Annotated in this window: 22 protein-coding genes; 1 reads left to right on the top strand and 21 read right to left on the bottom strand. The window is 67.5% G+C overall.

Translation table 11 applies throughout. From position 1 onward, the window contains the following. Nucleotides 1-15: 15 nt before the first annotated feature. From rplO to rpsJ, 21 genes are all read right to left on the bottom strand, one after another. Nucleotides 16-471 carry a 50S ribosomal protein L15 gene (rplO, locus tag ABZ956_RS13690; protein WP_071964536.1) on the bottom strand — a complete coding sequence of 152 codons (456 nt, stop codon included), beginning with the start codon at nucleotides 469-471 and terminating at the stop codon, nucleotides 16-18. A 1-nt stretch (nucleotide 472) separates the two neighbouring features. Then, entirely contained in the window at nucleotides 473-655 is a 183-nt protein-coding gene (rpmD, locus tag ABZ956_RS13685; protein ID WP_361891697.1) for a 50S ribosomal protein L30, read from the bottom strand. Further along, entirely contained in the window at nucleotides 655-1,257 is a 603-nt protein-coding gene (gene rpsE / locus ABZ956_RS13680; protein ID WP_361891695.1) for a 30S ribosomal protein S5, read from the bottom strand. The genes rpmD and rpsE overlap by 1 nt, the downstream gene beginning before the upstream one ends. Before the next feature lie 46 nt (nucleotides 1,258-1,303). Further along, a complete protein-coding gene (rplR, locus tag ABZ956_RS13675; protein WP_361891693.1) occupies nucleotides 1,304-1,687 on the bottom strand; it encodes a 50S ribosomal protein L18 in 384 nt (127 codons plus the stop codon). Nucleotides 1,688-1,690: 3 nt separating this feature from the next. Further along, nucleotides 1,691-2,230: a 50S ribosomal protein L6 gene (gene rplF, locus ABZ956_RS13670; RefSeq protein WP_361891690.1), complete on the bottom strand. Its 540-nt coding sequence runs from the start codon at nucleotides 2,228-2,230 to the stop codon at nucleotides 1,691-1,693. A 21-nt stretch (nucleotides 2,231-2,251) separates the two neighbouring features. Continuing rightward, a complete protein-coding gene (gene rpsH / locus ABZ956_RS13665; protein ID WP_071964540.1) occupies nucleotides 2,252-2,650 on the bottom strand; it encodes a 30S ribosomal protein S8 in 399 nt (132 codons plus the stop codon). 209 nt (nucleotides 2,651-2,859) lie between these two features. Further along, nucleotides 2,860-3,045, bottom strand: coding sequence for a type Z 30S ribosomal protein S14 (locus ABZ956_RS13660; protein WP_071964550.1), 186 nt, complete (start codon nucleotides 3,043-3,045; stop codon nucleotides 2,860-2,862). Between the two features lie 5 nt (nucleotides 3,046-3,050). Beyond that, the gene (rplE, locus tag ABZ956_RS13655; protein WP_086567288.1) at nucleotides 3,051-3,611 is read right to left on the bottom strand and encodes a 50S ribosomal protein L5; all 561 of its coding nucleotides are present in this window, start codon (nucleotides 3,609-3,611) and stop codon (nucleotides 3,051-3,053) included. After that, complete coding sequence (gene rplX / locus ABZ956_RS13650) at nucleotides 3,611-3,934, bottom strand: 50S ribosomal protein L24 (protein WP_030368405.1); 324 nt, start codon at nucleotides 3,932-3,934, stop codon at nucleotides 3,611-3,613. The genes rplE and rplX overlap by 1 nt, the downstream gene beginning before the upstream one ends. A 3-nt stretch (nucleotides 3,935-3,937) precedes the next feature. Then, entirely contained in the window at nucleotides 3,938-4,306 is a 369-nt protein-coding gene (gene rplN / locus ABZ956_RS13645) for a 50S ribosomal protein L14 (protein WP_087927567.1), read from the bottom strand. A 101-nt stretch (nucleotides 4,307-4,407) separates the two neighbouring features. Continuing rightward, complete coding sequence (rpsQ, locus tag ABZ956_RS13640) at nucleotides 4,408-4,689, bottom strand: 30S ribosomal protein S17 (RefSeq protein WP_019888756.1); 282 nt, start codon at nucleotides 4,687-4,689, stop codon at nucleotides 4,408-4,410. Beyond that, a complete protein-coding gene (gene rpmC / locus ABZ956_RS13635) occupies nucleotides 4,689-4,913 on the bottom strand; it encodes a 50S ribosomal protein L29 (protein WP_030368408.1) in 225 nt (74 codons plus the stop codon). The genes rpsQ and rpmC overlap by 1 nt, the downstream gene beginning before the upstream one ends. Then, entirely contained in the window at nucleotides 4,913-5,332 is a 420-nt protein-coding gene (gene rplP / locus ABZ956_RS13630) for a 50S ribosomal protein L16 (protein ID WP_030368409.1), read from the bottom strand. The genes rpmC and rplP overlap by 1 nt, the downstream gene beginning before the upstream one ends. Nucleotides 5,333-5,337: 5 nt before the next feature. Further along, a complete protein-coding gene (gene rpsC, locus ABZ956_RS13625; protein WP_361891682.1) occupies nucleotides 5,338-6,156 on the bottom strand; it encodes a 30S ribosomal protein S3 in 819 nt (272 codons plus the stop codon). Next, nucleotides 6,156-6,503, bottom strand: coding sequence for a 50S ribosomal protein L22 (gene rplV / locus ABZ956_RS13620; protein ID WP_031012097.1), 348 nt, complete (start codon nucleotides 6,501-6,503; stop codon nucleotides 6,156-6,158). Before rplV ends, rpsC begins: the two co-directional genes overlap by 1 nt. Before the next feature lie 43 nt (nucleotides 6,504-6,546). Further along, nucleotides 6,547-6,828, bottom strand: coding sequence for a 30S ribosomal protein S19 (rpsS, locus tag ABZ956_RS13615; protein ID WP_004950443.1), 282 nt, complete (start codon nucleotides 6,826-6,828; stop codon nucleotides 6,547-6,549). Between the two features lie 12 nt (nucleotides 6,829-6,840). Continuing rightward, a complete protein-coding gene (rplB, locus tag ABZ956_RS13610; protein WP_184350341.1) occupies nucleotides 6,841-7,677 on the bottom strand; it encodes a 50S ribosomal protein L2 in 837 nt (278 codons plus the stop codon). 41 nt (nucleotides 7,678-7,718) lie between these two features. Continuing rightward, a complete protein-coding gene (gene rplW / locus ABZ956_RS13605; protein ID WP_361891678.1) occupies nucleotides 7,719-8,042 on the bottom strand; it encodes a 50S ribosomal protein L23 in 324 nt (107 codons plus the stop codon). Continuing rightward, nucleotides 8,042-8,692: a 50S ribosomal protein L4 gene (gene rplD, locus ABZ956_RS13600; RefSeq protein WP_361891675.1), complete on the bottom strand. Its 651-nt coding sequence runs from the start codon at nucleotides 8,690-8,692 to the stop codon at nucleotides 8,042-8,044. The genes rplW and rplD overlap by 1 nt, the downstream gene beginning before the upstream one ends. Nucleotides 8,693-8,699: 7 nt before the next feature. Further along, the gene (gene rplC, locus ABZ956_RS13595) at nucleotides 8,700-9,344 is read right to left on the bottom strand and encodes a 50S ribosomal protein L3 (RefSeq protein WP_360909202.1); all 645 of its coding nucleotides are present in this window, start codon (nucleotides 9,342-9,344) and stop codon (nucleotides 8,700-8,702) included. 13 nt (nucleotides 9,345-9,357) lie between these two features. Continuing rightward, complete coding sequence (gene rpsJ / locus ABZ956_RS13590) at nucleotides 9,358-9,666, bottom strand: 30S ribosomal protein S10 (RefSeq protein ID WP_003948644.1); 309 nt, start codon at nucleotides 9,664-9,666, stop codon at nucleotides 9,358-9,360. A gap of 578 nt (nucleotides 9,667-10,244) precedes the next feature. Here rpsJ and ABZ956_RS13585 point away from each other — a divergent pair. After that, nucleotides 10,245-12,374: a PIG-L family deacetylase gene (locus tag ABZ956_RS13585; protein WP_361891673.1), complete on the top strand. Its 2,130-nt coding sequence runs from the start codon at nucleotides 10,245-10,247 to the stop codon at nucleotides 12,372-12,374. The last annotated feature ends 90 nt before the right edge of the window (nucleotides 12,375-12,464 follow it).

Below are 12,464 nucleotides of genomic sequence, written 5' to 3'. Positions count from 1 at the left end.
GTCAGATCAACGAACTCAGATGAGCTCGGTGACGGTGCCGCCGGCGGCGGCAATCTTCTCCTGGGCGGAGCTGGAGACGGCGTCGACCGTCACCTGCAGCGCCACGGAGATCTCGCCCTGGCCAAGGACCTTGACGAGCTCGTTCTTGCGAACGGCACCCTTGGCGACCAGGTCGGCCACCGTGACCTCGCCACCCTGCGGGTAGAGCGCGGCCAGCTTGTCCAGGTTCACGACCTGGAACTGCTTGTGGGCGGGGTTCTTGAAGCCCTTGAGCTTCGGGAGACGCATGTGGAGGGGCATCTGCCCACCCTCGAAGCGCTCCGGAACCTGGTAACGGGCCTTGGTGCCCTTGGTACCACGACCTGCGGTCTTACCCTTGGACGCCTCACCACGACCCACACGGGTCTTGGCGGTCTTGGCGCCGGGGGCAGGACGGAGGTTGTGGACCTTCAGCGGGTTGTTCTCCGCCATGTCAGTCGACCTCCTCAACCGTCACGAGGTGGCGGACGGTGTGCACCATGCCGCGGATCTCGGGACGGTCCTCCTTGACAACCGTGTCGTTCATGCGCTTGAGACCAAGCGAACGCAGGGTGTCGCGGTGGTTCTGCTTGCTGCCGATGTAGGACTTGACCTGCGTGACCTTGAGGCGAGCCATTACGCACCCGCCCCTGCACGCGCCCGCAGCAGAGCGGCGGGAGCAACGTCCTCGAGCGGCAGGCCACGACGGGCCGCGATCTCCTCGGGGCGCTGAAGGCCCTGAAGCGCGGTCACCGTGGCGTGCACGATGTTGATCGGGTTCGACGAACCGAGCGACTTCGACAGGATGTCGTGGACGCCGGCGCACTCGAGCACCGCACGCACCGGGCCACCGGCGATAACACCGGTACCGGGGGTGGCGGGCTTGAGCAGGACGACACCGGCCGCCTTCTCGCCCTGGATCGGGTGGGGGATGGTGCCCTGGATACGGGGGACCTTGAAGAAGTTCTTCTTGGCCTCTTCCACGCCCTTGGCGATGGCAGCCGGAACTTCCTTGGCCTTGCCGTAACCGACACCGACCGTGCCGTCACCGTCGCCCACCACGACCAGCGCGGTGAAGCTGAAGCGGCGACCACCCTTGACAACCTTGGCGACGCGGTTGATCGCGACTACGCGCTCAACGTACGCGGTCTTCTCGGCGGCAGCGCCACCGTCACGGCCCTTCCGGTCCCGCCGCTCGCCGCCACCGGCACCGCTTCCGCGGCGCTGGGGTCCAGCCATTGGATTTACCTCTCTCTGTTACGTCCGCTAGCTCCGGAACCGGGGCTTAGAACTTCAGCCCGGCTTCGCGGGCGGCGTCCGCCAGAGCGGCGATGCGCCCGGCGTACTGGTTGCCACCGCGGTCGAACACGACGGCCTCGACGCCGGCGGCCTTGGCACGCTCGGCGACCAGGGCGCCCACCTTCGTGGCCTGGGCGCTCTTGTCGCCCTCGGCACCGCGGATGGACGCGTCCAGGTGCGACGCCGACGCCAGGGTGTGACCCTTGAGGTCGTCGATGACCTGAGCGGTGATGCCACGGTTGGAGCGCGTCACGACGAGACGCGGGCGCTCGGCCGTACCCGACATGTTCTTGCGGATGCGGATGTGGCGGCGCTGCTTGGCGGCGCGCTTGTAGGCGTCACCCTTGGCGATCTTCACACCGTATGCCATGGCTTACTTACCAGCCTTTCCGACCTTGCGGCGGATGACCTCACCCGCGTACTTCACGCCCTTGGCCTTGTAGGGGTCGGGCTTGCGAAGCTTGCGGATGTTGGCGGCAACCTCGCCGACCTTCTGCTTGTCGATGCCCTCGACGCTGAGCTTGGTGGGCGACTCGACCTTGAAGGTGATGCCCTCGGGGGCCTCGATCAGGATCGGGTGGCTGTAGCCCAGGGCGAACTCCAGGTTGGAGCCCTTCGCCTGGACGCGGTAACCGACACCGCTGATCTCAAGAGCCTTGCTGTAGCCCTGGGTCACGCCGGTGATCATGTTCGCCACCAGCGTGCGGGACAGGCCGTGCAGGGCCTTGTTCTGACGCTCGTCGTTGGGACGGGTGACGTTCAGAACGCCGTCCTCGCCCTTGGCGATCTCGATGGGAGCGGCAACGGTGTGGCTCAGGGTGCCCTTGGGACCCTTCACCGAAACCGTGCGGCCATCGATGGTGACGTCCACACCAGCGGGAACCTGGATGGGCAGCTTGCCAATACGCGACATTAGCTTTTCCTCCGTTCCCGATTACCAGACGTAGGCGAGGACTTCCCCACCCACGCCCTTCTTGCTGGCCTGCTGGCCGGTCAGGAGACCGTGGGACGTGGAGATGATCGCCACGCCCAGGCCGCCGAGGACCTTCGGCAGGTTGGTGGACTTTGCGTAGACCCGGAGGCCCGGCTTCGAGATCCGCTTGATGCCCGCGATGGAGCGCTCACGGTTCGGGCCGAACTTGAGGTCGACGACGAGCTTCTTGCCGACCTCGGCGTCCTCGACCTTCCAGCCGGCGATGTAGCCCTCCTGCTGCAGGATCTCGGCGATGTGCGCCTTGATCTTGCTGTGGGGCATCGCCACGGAGTCGTGGTAAGCCGAGTTCGCGTTCCGCAGACGGGTCAGCATGTCTGCGATCGGATCGGTCATGGTCATGTTTGGCCTTCGGCCTCTCTCGCCGGGGTTTCCTATCTGCGCCATCCCTCTCCCCGAACTGAGTCGGAGCGGGTGCGGCGCGGGGACCTACGGCGTAGTAAGACGGTCATGGGCGGCGGGCGCCCAACCCTTCAACTCTACGCGAGTGAAGGACCGGGCCCCACCGTCCTTGATGCTTACCGAGAGTCCTGGTCAACCCAAGTGGGTTGTTACCAGGAGCTCTTGGTCACGCCCGGCAGCTCGCCACGGTGAGCCATCTCACGAAGGCACACGCGGCAGAGGCCGAACTTGCGGTACACGGAGTGCGGACGGCCGCAGCGGTTGCAACGGGTGTACGCACGAACCGCGAACTTGGGCTTGCGCGCGGCCTTCGCGATCAGAGACTTCTTCGCCATCTCGGTCACGCCTCCTTGAAGGGGAAGCCGAGGTGACGGAGGAGGGCGCGGCCCTCGTCGTCGTTGGTCGCCGTGGTGACCACGGTGATGTCCATACCCCGGACGCGGTCGATCTTGTCCTGGTCGATCTCGTGGAACATGACCTGCTCCGTGAGACCGAAGGTGTAGTTGCCCCGACCGTCGAACTGCTTCGGGGACAGACCACGGAAGTCGCGGATGCGCGGGAGCGCGAGCGACAGGGTGCGGTCCAGGAACTCCCACATGCGGTCACCACGGAGGGTGACGTGGGCGCCGATCGGCTGGCCCTCACGCAGCTTGAACTGCGCGATGGACTTGCGAGCCTTGGTGACGGCGGGCTTCTGGCCGGTGATCGTGGTGAGGTCGCGGATGGCGCCCTCGATCAGCTTGGAGTCGCGGGCGGCGTCGCCCACACCCATGTTGACCACGATCTTGGTCAGGCCGGGAACCTGCATGATGTTCTCGTAGGAGAACTCCTCACGCAGCTTGCCGACGATCTCTTCGCGGTAGCGCAGCTTGAGACGCGGCGCGTTGGTGGTGGCAGTCATCAGATGTCCTCACCGGTGCGCTTGGCAACGCGGATCTTGTTGCCGTTCTCGTCGAAGCGGTAACCGACACGCGTGACGACCTTCTTGCCGTCCTTCTCCACGACGAGCTGAACGTTGCTCACGTGGATGGGGGCCTCGGTCGTGACGATGCCGCCGGTCTGCGAACCACGAGCGGTCTGGCCGGCCTTGGTGTGCTTCTTGACCCGGTTGACACCCTCGACGAGGACGCGGTTCTCGCTGGGCATGGCCACGATGACCTTGCCCTGCTTGCCCTTGTCCTTACCGGTGATGACCTGAACCAGGTCGCCCTTCTTGATCTTCATCGGTTACAGCACCTCCGGCGCGAGCGAGACGATCTTCATGAACTTCTTCTCGCGCAGCTCTCGGCCCACGGGGCCGAAGATACGGGTGCCGCGGGGGTCACCGTCGTTCTTGAGGATGACGGCCGCGTTCTCGTCGAAGCGGATGTACGAGCCGTCCGGACGGCGGCGCTCCTTGACGGTGCGAACGATGACCGCCTTGACGACGTCACCCTTCTTCACGTTGCCACCGGGGATCGCGTCCTTGACGGTGGCGACGATGACGTCACCGATGCCCGCGTAGCGGCGACCCGAGCCACCGAGAACACGGATGCAAAGGATCTCCTTGGCACCAGTGTTGTCGGCGACGCGAAGTCGCGACTCCTGCTGGATCACGTCTATCTCCTGATCGTCTGCCGGTTCCCGGTGAGGGGCTCCTTGCGAAGCCCCTCACCGAGCCTGGCGGAACTTGCCTAAGGGCTAACTGCCCTCAGGAATTACTTGGCCTTCTCGAGGATCTCGACGACGCGCCAGCGCTTGGTGGCGGACAGCGGCCGGGTCTCCATCAGGAGGACGCGGTCGCCGACACCGGCAGCGTTCTGCTCGTCGTGCGCCTTGAGCTTGTTGGTACGGCGGATGACCTTGCCGTACAGCGCGTGCTTGACGCGGTCCTCGACAGCGACGACGACGGTCTTGTCCATCTTGTCGCTGACGACGAGACCCTCACGGGTCTTGCGGAAGCCGCGCTCGTTCGTCTCAGTCACATTCTTCTCGCTCATCAGGCGCTCTCCACCGTCTCGATGCCCAGCTCACGCTCGCGCATCAGGGTGTAGATCCGGGCGATGTCCTTACGGACGGACTTGAGCCGACCGTGGTTCTCGAGCTGCCCGGTCGCCGCCTGGAAGCGGAGGTTGAACAGCTCTTCCTTGGCCTCACGGAGCTTCGCGACGAGGTCCTCGTCGTTCAGCTCACGCAGCTCGGTCGCCTTGATACCAGCGGCCATCACGACTCACCTGCCTCGCGCCGAACAATGCGGCACTTCATCGGAAGCTTGTGGGCGGCGCGGGTGAGCGCCTCCTTAGCGACCTTTTCGTTCGGGAAGGACAGCTCGAACATCACCCGACCGGGCTTGACGTTCGCGATCCACCACTCCGGAGAACCCTTACCGGAACCCATGCGGGTCTCGGCCGGCTTCTTCGTCAGCGGACGGTCCGGGTAGATGTTGATCCACACCTTGCCGCCACGCTTGATGTGACGGGTCATGGCGATACGAGCGGACTCGATCTGCCGGTTCGTCACGTAGGCCGGGGTCAGGGCCTGGATGCCGTACTCACCGAAGGCGAGCTCAGTGCCACCCTTGGCCATGCCGTTCCGCTTGGGGTGGTGCTGCTTGCGGTGCTTGACCCTGCGAGGGATCAGCATGTCGGTCAGGCCTCCGTTCCGGTGGACTCAGCCGGAGCAGTGGTGGCCTCGGCCTTGGGGGCCTCGGCAGCCTGCTGCGGCTTGCGGCCGCGGCCGCCACGCTCGCCACCACGGCCACCACGGGCCGGGCGGTCGCCGGCGCCACGGGACGGGCGGTTGCCCGCACGCGCCGCGGCGTTCTCGGCGCGGACCTCGGCGATGTTCTTGACGTCGCCCTTGTAGATCCAGACCTTCACGCCGATGCGGCCGAAGGTGGTCTTGGCCTCGAAGAAGCCGTAGTCGACGTTCGCGCGGAGCGTGTGCAGGGGCACACGGCCCTCGCGGTAGAACTCCGAGCGGGACATCTCGGCGCCGCCGAGACGGCCACCACACTGGATCTTGATGCCCTTGGCGCCGGCCTTCATCGTCGACTGCATGCTCTTACGCATGGCGCGACGGAAGGAGACGCGGGAGGACAGCTGCTCGGCGACGGCCTGGGCCACCAGCTGAGCGTCGACCTCGGGGTTCTTGACCTCGAGGATGTTCAGCTGGACCTGCTTGCCGGTCAGCTTCTCCAGCTCGCCACGGATGCGGTCGGCCTCGGCGCCACGGCGACCGATGACGATGCCCGGGCGGGCGGTGTGGATGTCAACGCGGACGCGGTCGCGGGTGCGCTCGATCTCAACCTTCGAGATACCGGCGCGCTCCATGCCCTTCGTCATCATGCGACGAATGGCGACGTCTTCCTTGACGTAGTCCTTGTACAGCTTGTCGGCGTACCAACGCGACTTGAAGTCGGTGGTGATGCCGAGCCGGAACCCGTGCGGGTTAACCTTCTGGCCCATTACCGGGTTCCTTCCTTGCTGCTGACGACCACGGTGATGTGGCTGGTCCGCTTGCGGATCCGGTAGGCACGGCCCTGGGCACGCGGACGGAACCGCTTCAGGGTCGGGCCCTCGTCCACGAACGCCTCGCTGATGTACAGCGACGAAGCGTCCGTGTGGTCGTAGTTGTGCGCGGCGTTGGCAATGGCGCTGTCCAGCACCTTGCCCACCGGCACGCTCGCGGCCTGCGGGGCGAAACGCAGGACCGCCTGAGCCTCCGTGGCATCCATGCCACGGATGAGGTCCACCACGCGGCGGGCCTTCATGGGCGTGACGCGGATGTACCGCGCCTGGGCCCTGGCTTCCATGGTTGTCCCTTCGGTGTCAGTCATAGTCGTTCACACCCCGCCTTTAGCGGCGCTTCGACTTGCGGTCGTCCTTGACGTGGCCGCGGAAGGTGCGGGTCGGCGAGAACTCGCCGAGCTTGTGGCCGACCATCGACTCGGTGACGAACACCGGGACGTGCGTCTTGCCGTTGTGCACCGCGAGCGTGTGGCCGAGCATGGCCGGCACGATCATGGAGCGACGGGACCAGGTCTTGATGACGTTCTTGGTACCAGCCTCGTTCTGAGCGTCCACCTTCTTGATGAGGTGTCCGTCGACGAAGGGTCCCTTCTTGAGACTACGCGGCATCTAAACCCGCTCCTAGCGCTTCTTGTTCGTCTTGCGGCGGCGGACGATGTACTTGTTGCTCGCCTTCTTGGGAGAACGAGTACGACCCTCCTTCTGACCCCACGGGGAGACCGGGTGGCGACCACCGGAGGTCTTGCCCTCACCACCACCGTGCGGGTGGTCAACCGGGTTCATCGCGACACCGCGGACGGTCGGGCGAACGCCCTTCCAGCGCATACGGCCGGCCTTGCCCCAGTTGATGTTCGACTGCTCGGCGTTGCCGACCTCGCCAACGGTGGCGCGGCAGCGGACGTCGACCAGGCGGACCTCGCCGGACGGCATGCGCAGGTGGGCGTAAGCGCCCTCCTTCGCCAGCAGCTGCACGGACGAACCGGCGGAGCGGGCGAACTTGGCGCCACCACCGGGACGGAGCTCGATCGCGTGGATCGTGGTACCGACCGGGATGTTGCGCAGCGGGAGGTTGTTGCCCGGCTTGATGTCGGCCGTGGGGCCGTTCTCGACCAGGTCGCCCTGGCCCAGCTTCGCCGGGGCGATGATGTAGCGCTTCTCGCCGTCTGCGTAGTGCAGGAGCGCGATGCGCGCGGTGCGGTTCGGGTCGTACTCGATGTGAGCGACCTTGGCCGGCACGCCGTCCTTGTCGTGACGACGGAAGTCGATCACGCGGTAGGCGCGCTTGTGGCCGCCACCCTGGTGGCGGACGGTCACGCGACCGGTGTTGTTACGGCCACCCTTGCTGTGCAGCGGGCGGACCAGCGACTTCTCCGGCGTGGACCGCGTGATCTCGACGAAGTCGGCGACGCTGGAGCCACGACGGCCCGGGGTCGTCGGCTTGTACTTGCGGATACCCATTTCTCAGTCCTCGTCCGATTCCGGACGACTCGGACTCCTGGTTAGGAGACCGGGCCGCCGAAGATGTCGATACGGTCGCCCTCGGCGAGGGTCACGATGGCGCGCTTGGTGTTGGCGCGCTTGCCGAAACCGGTGCGGGTGCGCTTGCGCTTGCCCTGACGGTTGATCGTGTTGACCCCGGTGACCTTGACCGAGAAGACCGCCTCGACGGCCTGCTTGATCTGGGTCTTGTTGGCGCGCGGGTCGACGATGAACGTGTACTTGTTCTCGTCCAGCAGCGCGTAGCTCTTCTCCGAGACAACCGGCTTGACCAGAAGGTCGCGCGGGTCCGTGAAGGTCTTGCTGGTGACGACAGCCTCAGTCATCAGGCCTCGCTCCCTTCGGTCTCAATGGCCTTGGGGCCAGACACGAAGGACTCGAAGGCGGCCTGGGTGAAGACCACGTCGTCCGAGACGAGCACGTCGTACGTGTTCAGCTGGCCCGGCTCCAGGATGTGCACCTGGGGCAGGTTACGGGCGGACAGCCACGCGGCCTCGTCGGACCGGTCGGCGACCAGGAGCACGTTCTTGCGCTCCGAGATCTTGCCGAGCAGGTTCTTGGCGGCCTTGGTGGACACCGCGCCGTCGACCACGCCGGAGACGACGTGGATACGGCTGTGGCGGGCCCGGTCGGAGAGGGCGCCACGCAGAGCGGCGACCTTCATCTTCTTCGGGGTCCGCTGCGAGTAGTCACGCGGCACGGGACCGTGCACGACGCCACCACCGGCGAACTGCGGCGCGCGGGTCGAACCCTGACGGGCGCGACCGGTGCCCTTCTGGCGGTAAGGCTTCTTGCCACCGCCGCGGACCTCGCCACGGGTCTTGGTCTTGTGCGTGCCCTGACGGGCAGCGGCCAGCTGGGCGACGACGACCTGGTGGATCAGCGGAATGCTGACCTTCGCGTCGAAGATCTCCGAGGGGAGCTCGACGGTCCCGGCCTTGTCGCCTGCCGGCGAAAGGATGTCAATGGTGCTCATCGTTACCTCAGGCCCCCTTGGCCGCGGTACGGACCAGGACGAGGCCGCCGTTCGGACCAGGAACCGCGCCCTTGATCAGGAGCAGGCCCTTCTCCGCGTCAACGGCGTGGACGGTCAGGTTCTGGGTGGTGACCCGCTCGTTGCCCATGCGGCCCGCCATGCGGAGGCCCTTGAACACACGGCCCGGGGTGGCGCAGCCACCGATGGAACCGGGGGAGCGGTGCTTGCGCTGGGTGCCGTGCCCGGCGCCGAGGCCACGGAAGTTGTGACGCTTCATGACACCGGCGAAGCCCTTGCCCTTGCTCTTGCCGGTGACGTCAACCTTGACGCCCGACTCGAACACGGCAGCGGTGATCTCCTGGCCGAGCGTGTACTCGCTGGCGTCAGCGGTACGCAGCTCCACCAGGTGGCGGCGCGGGGTGACGTCGGCCTTGGCGAAGTGGCCCTTGAGGGGCTTGTTCACCTTGCGCGGGTCGATCTCGCCGAAGGCGATCTGGACCGACTCGTAGCCGTCGATGTCGTTGGTGCGGACCTGGGTGACGACGCAGGGCCCGGCCTTGACGACGGTCACCGGGACAACCCGGTTGTTCTCGTCCCAGACCTGGGTCATGCCGAGCTTCTCGCCCAGGACGCCCTTAATGTTCTTAGCCATCTCGCGCGTCACCTCAGAGCTTGATCTCGATGTCGACGCCAGCCGGCAGGTCGAGACGCATGAGCGAGTCAACCGTCTTCGGCGTGGGGTCGAGGATGTCGATGAGGCGCTTGTGCGTGCGCATCTCGAAGTGCTCGCGCGAGTCCTTGTACTTGTGCGGCGACTTGATGACGCAGTACACGTTCTTCTCAGTGGGCAGCGGCACCGGGCCCGCGACCGACGCACCAGTGCGCGTCACCGTCTCGACGATCTTCTTCGCCGAGGAGTCGATGACCTCGTGGTCGTAGGCCTTGAGCCGGATGCGGATCTTCTGTCCCGCCATGGCTACTTCGTAGTCCTGTCTCTCGTAACGCTCTGGGACTCGGTGAGCCGCGTACCGGAAACTTCCCGGAACACTGCCGTTCTCCGCTCCACCTCCGACCCACGCGGTCGGGCGTGTCGCGCCCCTTCCAGCAAAATTTCCCAAGGAAATTCCCTGCTCAAGGGGTTCGTGGGGGAAAGACACCCACCGAGCGCCTGGCTGGGGCCCCGCTGACACTTCCCGGAAGATTCCCGTACTTCCGCCCCTGATGAGGGACGACGAGTACTGCGGGACTCGCTTCCAGTCCTCCCGGCGGGAGGCGCGCAGCATCGGCACTCAACCGAGCAACCTGAACAGTGTGCCATACGGTCCCGAAGAGGCGCCAATCGCGGCCGAAGACGGTACCCCGACCGGCCCACTTGTCAAACCACCCCGCCGACATACGGGACACTATGGTCGCGAACGGCCTGGCGTCACGGCCGTATCACTCCCCAGCATGCTTTGTCAGGGCTAGGGCAACCCCCGAGGAGCCCCAGCCGTCCCTTATCACGCTGGGGCAGCCGGGGACTGCGCGCTGCACGACGGGAGGAGTCTCTTAGTTGAACATCTCACAGCGCAGGGGCATGTCACGCCGGGCGGTACTCGCCGGTATCGCCGCCACCACGGCGGTCACCGCCACCGGATGCAGCGGCGGCTCGGGCCGGGTCACATCATCCCCCGAGGCCATAAGCTCCGTCGACCCCGGCGCCGCGCAGTCCTTCACCACCGCCGGCAACCCCCTGCTGCTGCAGATCATGGCGCACCCCGACGACGACCTGTTCTTCATGAACCCCGACGCCCAGCACCTGGTCTCCTCCGGCGTCCCCGTCGTCTCCGTCTACGTCACCGCCGGCGAGGCGGTGGGGCAGAACTGGATCCCGGGCATGCCCCCGCCCAGGCCCGACAAGGCGGCCTACTCCTCCGCCCGCCACCAGGGCCTGCGCCAGGCCTACGCCGAGATGATCGGCCGCGACAAGTTCACCCCATGGAAGAAGTCGGTCATGGACCTTCCGGGTGGAGTCCAGGCCGAGACCAACGAGCTCACCAACGGCCGGCGCCGGGCCCGGCTGATCTTCCTCAACATCGCCATGCTCTCCACGGCGGGCAACACCCGGCTGCCCCAGCTGTGGGAGCGCCCCTACGCGATGATGCAGAGCCTGGTCGCCGCGGACTCCCCCTGCACGGCCGTGAGCACCTACCGGCACAAGACCGTGGTCGACGTCCTGGCCACGATCATGGCGAAGTTCCGGCCGACCGTGGTGCACACCATGGACCCCGACCCCGACTACCAGGTCCACGACGCCACGCACCCCAAGGACAACGACTACGGGGCGTGCTCGGACCACCGCGACCACACCCCCACCGCGCTGTTCACCTGGAAGGCGCTCGCCCAGTGGGTCGCGGACGCCACCCGGCGCGAGGGCCACCCGCCGCGCTTCGCCGTGAACGCCTTCCGCGGCTACTACAACCAGCGCTGGCCGCACAACCTCCCCTCCAAGGTCGTCGAGGACAAGCACCGCCTCGTCTCGGCCTACGGCGGCGACCCCGCCTGGAACTGCGGCAACACCACCGGCTGCGGCGACTACGGGCAGGGCGGCGAGCGCCCCCTGAAGAACCGCAAGGGCTGGATCCGCTCCACCCACTACCGCTACCCCGGCGCCCTGCCCGTCGCCGACAGCGACCGCGCGGGCCGCCTGGAGGCCTACGGCGTGCTCGGCCTGCAGGCCGTGCGCTGGCAGGAGACGTCCGCCGGCAGCGGCCGCTGGGGCCCGCCGCAGAACCTGGGCGGCGGCCCCCTGGCGCCCTCCCTGGCGGCCGTCAGGGACGCCAAGGGCCGCAGGCTGCTGTTCGCGCTGCGCTTCTCCGCGCTGGAGGGCCAGGGCCGCGCCAACAGCCGCGAGATCGTCGTCCTGGAGCAGCGCGCCCCCGGCGGCCCCTTCAAGGGCTGGGCGGGCCTGGGCAACCCCGAGCGCAAGACCGAGCGGGGCCGCCGCGTGGGCATGCCCGCCGCCGTCGCCACCCCCGACGGCCGCGTCCACCTCTTCGTCCGCAACGCCGGCAAGGGCCTCTCCAGCCGGGTGCGGGAGGCCGACGGCACCTGGGGGAAGTGGCAGAGCCTGCACGGCCAGGAGATCCAGGAGGGCCTCACCGTCGCCCTGGACAGGCAGCAGCGCGTCCACGTCTTCGGCGCCGGCCGCGACACCGTGCACCACTGGAGCCAGGAGGCCCCCGGCGGGCCGGTGCGCCACATGCCGCTCAGGGGCCTGCCGGGCCCCGGCGGCGACCAGGTCGGCGCGGCCCTGGGCCAGGACGGGGCGCTGACCGTCGTCTACCGCACCCCGGCCACCGCCGAGCCGACCGCCTACCGGCTGGCGCAGGACGGCGCGGGCGCCGAGCAGACCGCCGGCTCCGGCCTGCGCGGCTTCCCCGGCTACGGCGCGCTCGCCGCCGCCACCCTGCCCCGGCGCGGCGGCAGGGACTCGCTGATGGTGCTGGGCCGCGGCATGAACGGCGCGATACAGCTGATCGACGCCGAGTCCGGCGACTCCCCCGTCCGCCCGCCCCGCGACATCGCGACGGTGGGCACCTCGACGCTGGTCACGGACGCGAGCCACCGGCTGTGCGCCGTGGGCCTGAGCCCGGACGCGACGCCGTGGGTCTGGCGGCCCGCTCCCGGCTCGGGAGCCTGAGCCCGGACGCGACGCCGTGGGTCTGGCGGCCCGCTCCCGGCTCGGGAGCCTGAGCCCGGACGCGACGCCGTGGGTCTGGCGGCCCGCTCC

Origin of the sequence: Streptomyces sp. NPDC046261 (genome assembly GCF_040646235.1) — a bacterium.
Classification (GTDB): Bacteria; Actinomycetota; Actinomycetes; order Streptomycetales; family Streptomycetaceae; genus Streptomyces.
This window is presented reverse-complemented; position numbering and strand designations above follow the sequence as displayed.

What these genes read in the sequence shown, in the direction of transcription:
- rpsC (WP_361891682.1), bottom strand. Translation starts at nt 6,156, where the DNA reads ATGGGCCAGAAGGTTAACCCGCACGGGTTCCGGCTCGGCATCACCACC.
- rplR (WP_361891693.1), bottom strand. Translation starts at nt 1,687, where the DNA reads ATGGCATACGGTGTGAAGATCGCCAAGGGTGACGCCTACAAGCGCGCC.
- rpsH (WP_071964540.1), bottom strand. Translation starts at nt 2,650, where the DNA reads ATGACCATGACCGATCCGATCGCAGACATGCTGACCCGTCTGCGGAAC.
- rplX (WP_030368405.1), bottom strand. Translation starts at nt 3,934, where the DNA reads ATGAAGATCAAGAAGGGCGACCTGGTTCAGGTCATCACCGGTAAGGAC.
- rplE (WP_086567288.1), bottom strand. Translation starts at nt 3,611, where the DNA reads ATGACTGCCACCACCAACGCGCCGCGTCTCAAGCTGCGCTACCGCGAA.
- rpmD (WP_361891697.1), bottom strand. Translation starts at nt 655, where the DNA reads ATGGCTCGCCTCAAGGTCACGCAGGTCAAGTCCTACATCGGCAGCAAG.
- rpsQ (WP_019888756.1), bottom strand. Translation starts at nt 4,689, where the DNA reads ATGAGCGAGAAGAATGTGACTGAGACGAACGAGCGCGGCTTCCGCAAG.
- rpmC (WP_030368408.1), bottom strand. Translation starts at nt 4,913, where the DNA reads ATGGCCGCTGGTATCAAGGCGACCGAGCTGCGTGAGCTGAACGACGAG.
- rplF (WP_361891690.1), bottom strand. Translation starts at nt 2,230, where the DNA reads ATGTCGCGTATTGGCAAGCTGCCCATCCAGGTTCCCGCTGGTGTGGAC.
- rpsS (WP_004950443.1), bottom strand. Translation starts at nt 6,828, where the DNA reads ATGCCGCGTAGTCTCAAGAAGGGACCCTTCGTCGACGGACACCTCATC.
- rplV (WP_031012097.1), bottom strand. Translation starts at nt 6,503, where the DNA reads ATGGAAGCCAGGGCCCAGGCGCGGTACATCCGCGTCACGCCCATGAAG.
- rplC (WP_360909202.1), bottom strand. Translation starts at nt 9,344, where the DNA reads ATGGCTAAGAACATTAAGGGCGTCCTGGGCGAGAAGCTCGGCATGACC.
- rpsJ (WP_003948644.1), bottom strand. Translation starts at nt 9,666, where the DNA reads ATGGCGGGACAGAAGATCCGCATCCGGCTCAAGGCCTACGACCACGAG.
- rplD (WP_361891675.1), bottom strand. Translation starts at nt 8,692, where the DNA reads ATGAGCACCATTGACATCCTTTCGCCGGCAGGCGACAAGGCCGGGACC.
- rplW (WP_361891678.1), bottom strand. Translation starts at nt 8,042, where the DNA reads ATGACTGAGGCTGTCGTCACCAGCAAGACCTTCACGGACCCGCGCGAC.
- ABZ956_RS13660 (WP_071964550.1), bottom strand. Translation starts at nt 3,045, where the DNA reads ATGGCGAAGAAGTCTCTGATCGCGAAGGCCGCGCGCAAGCCCAAGTTC.
- rpsE (WP_361891695.1), bottom strand. Translation starts at nt 1,257, where the DNA reads ATGGCTGGACCCCAGCGCCGCGGAAGCGGTGCCGGTGGCGGCGAGCGG.
- rplO (WP_071964536.1), bottom strand. Translation starts at nt 471, where the DNA reads ATGGCGGAGAACAACCCGCTGAAGGTCCACAACCTCCGTCCTGCCCCC.
- rplB (WP_184350341.1), bottom strand. Translation starts at nt 7,677, where the DNA reads ATGGGTATCCGCAAGTACAAGCCGACGACCCCGGGCCGTCGTGGCTCC.
- rplP (WP_030368409.1), bottom strand. Translation starts at nt 5,332, where the DNA reads ATGCTGATCCCTCGCAGGGTCAAGCACCGCAAGCAGCACCACCCCAAG.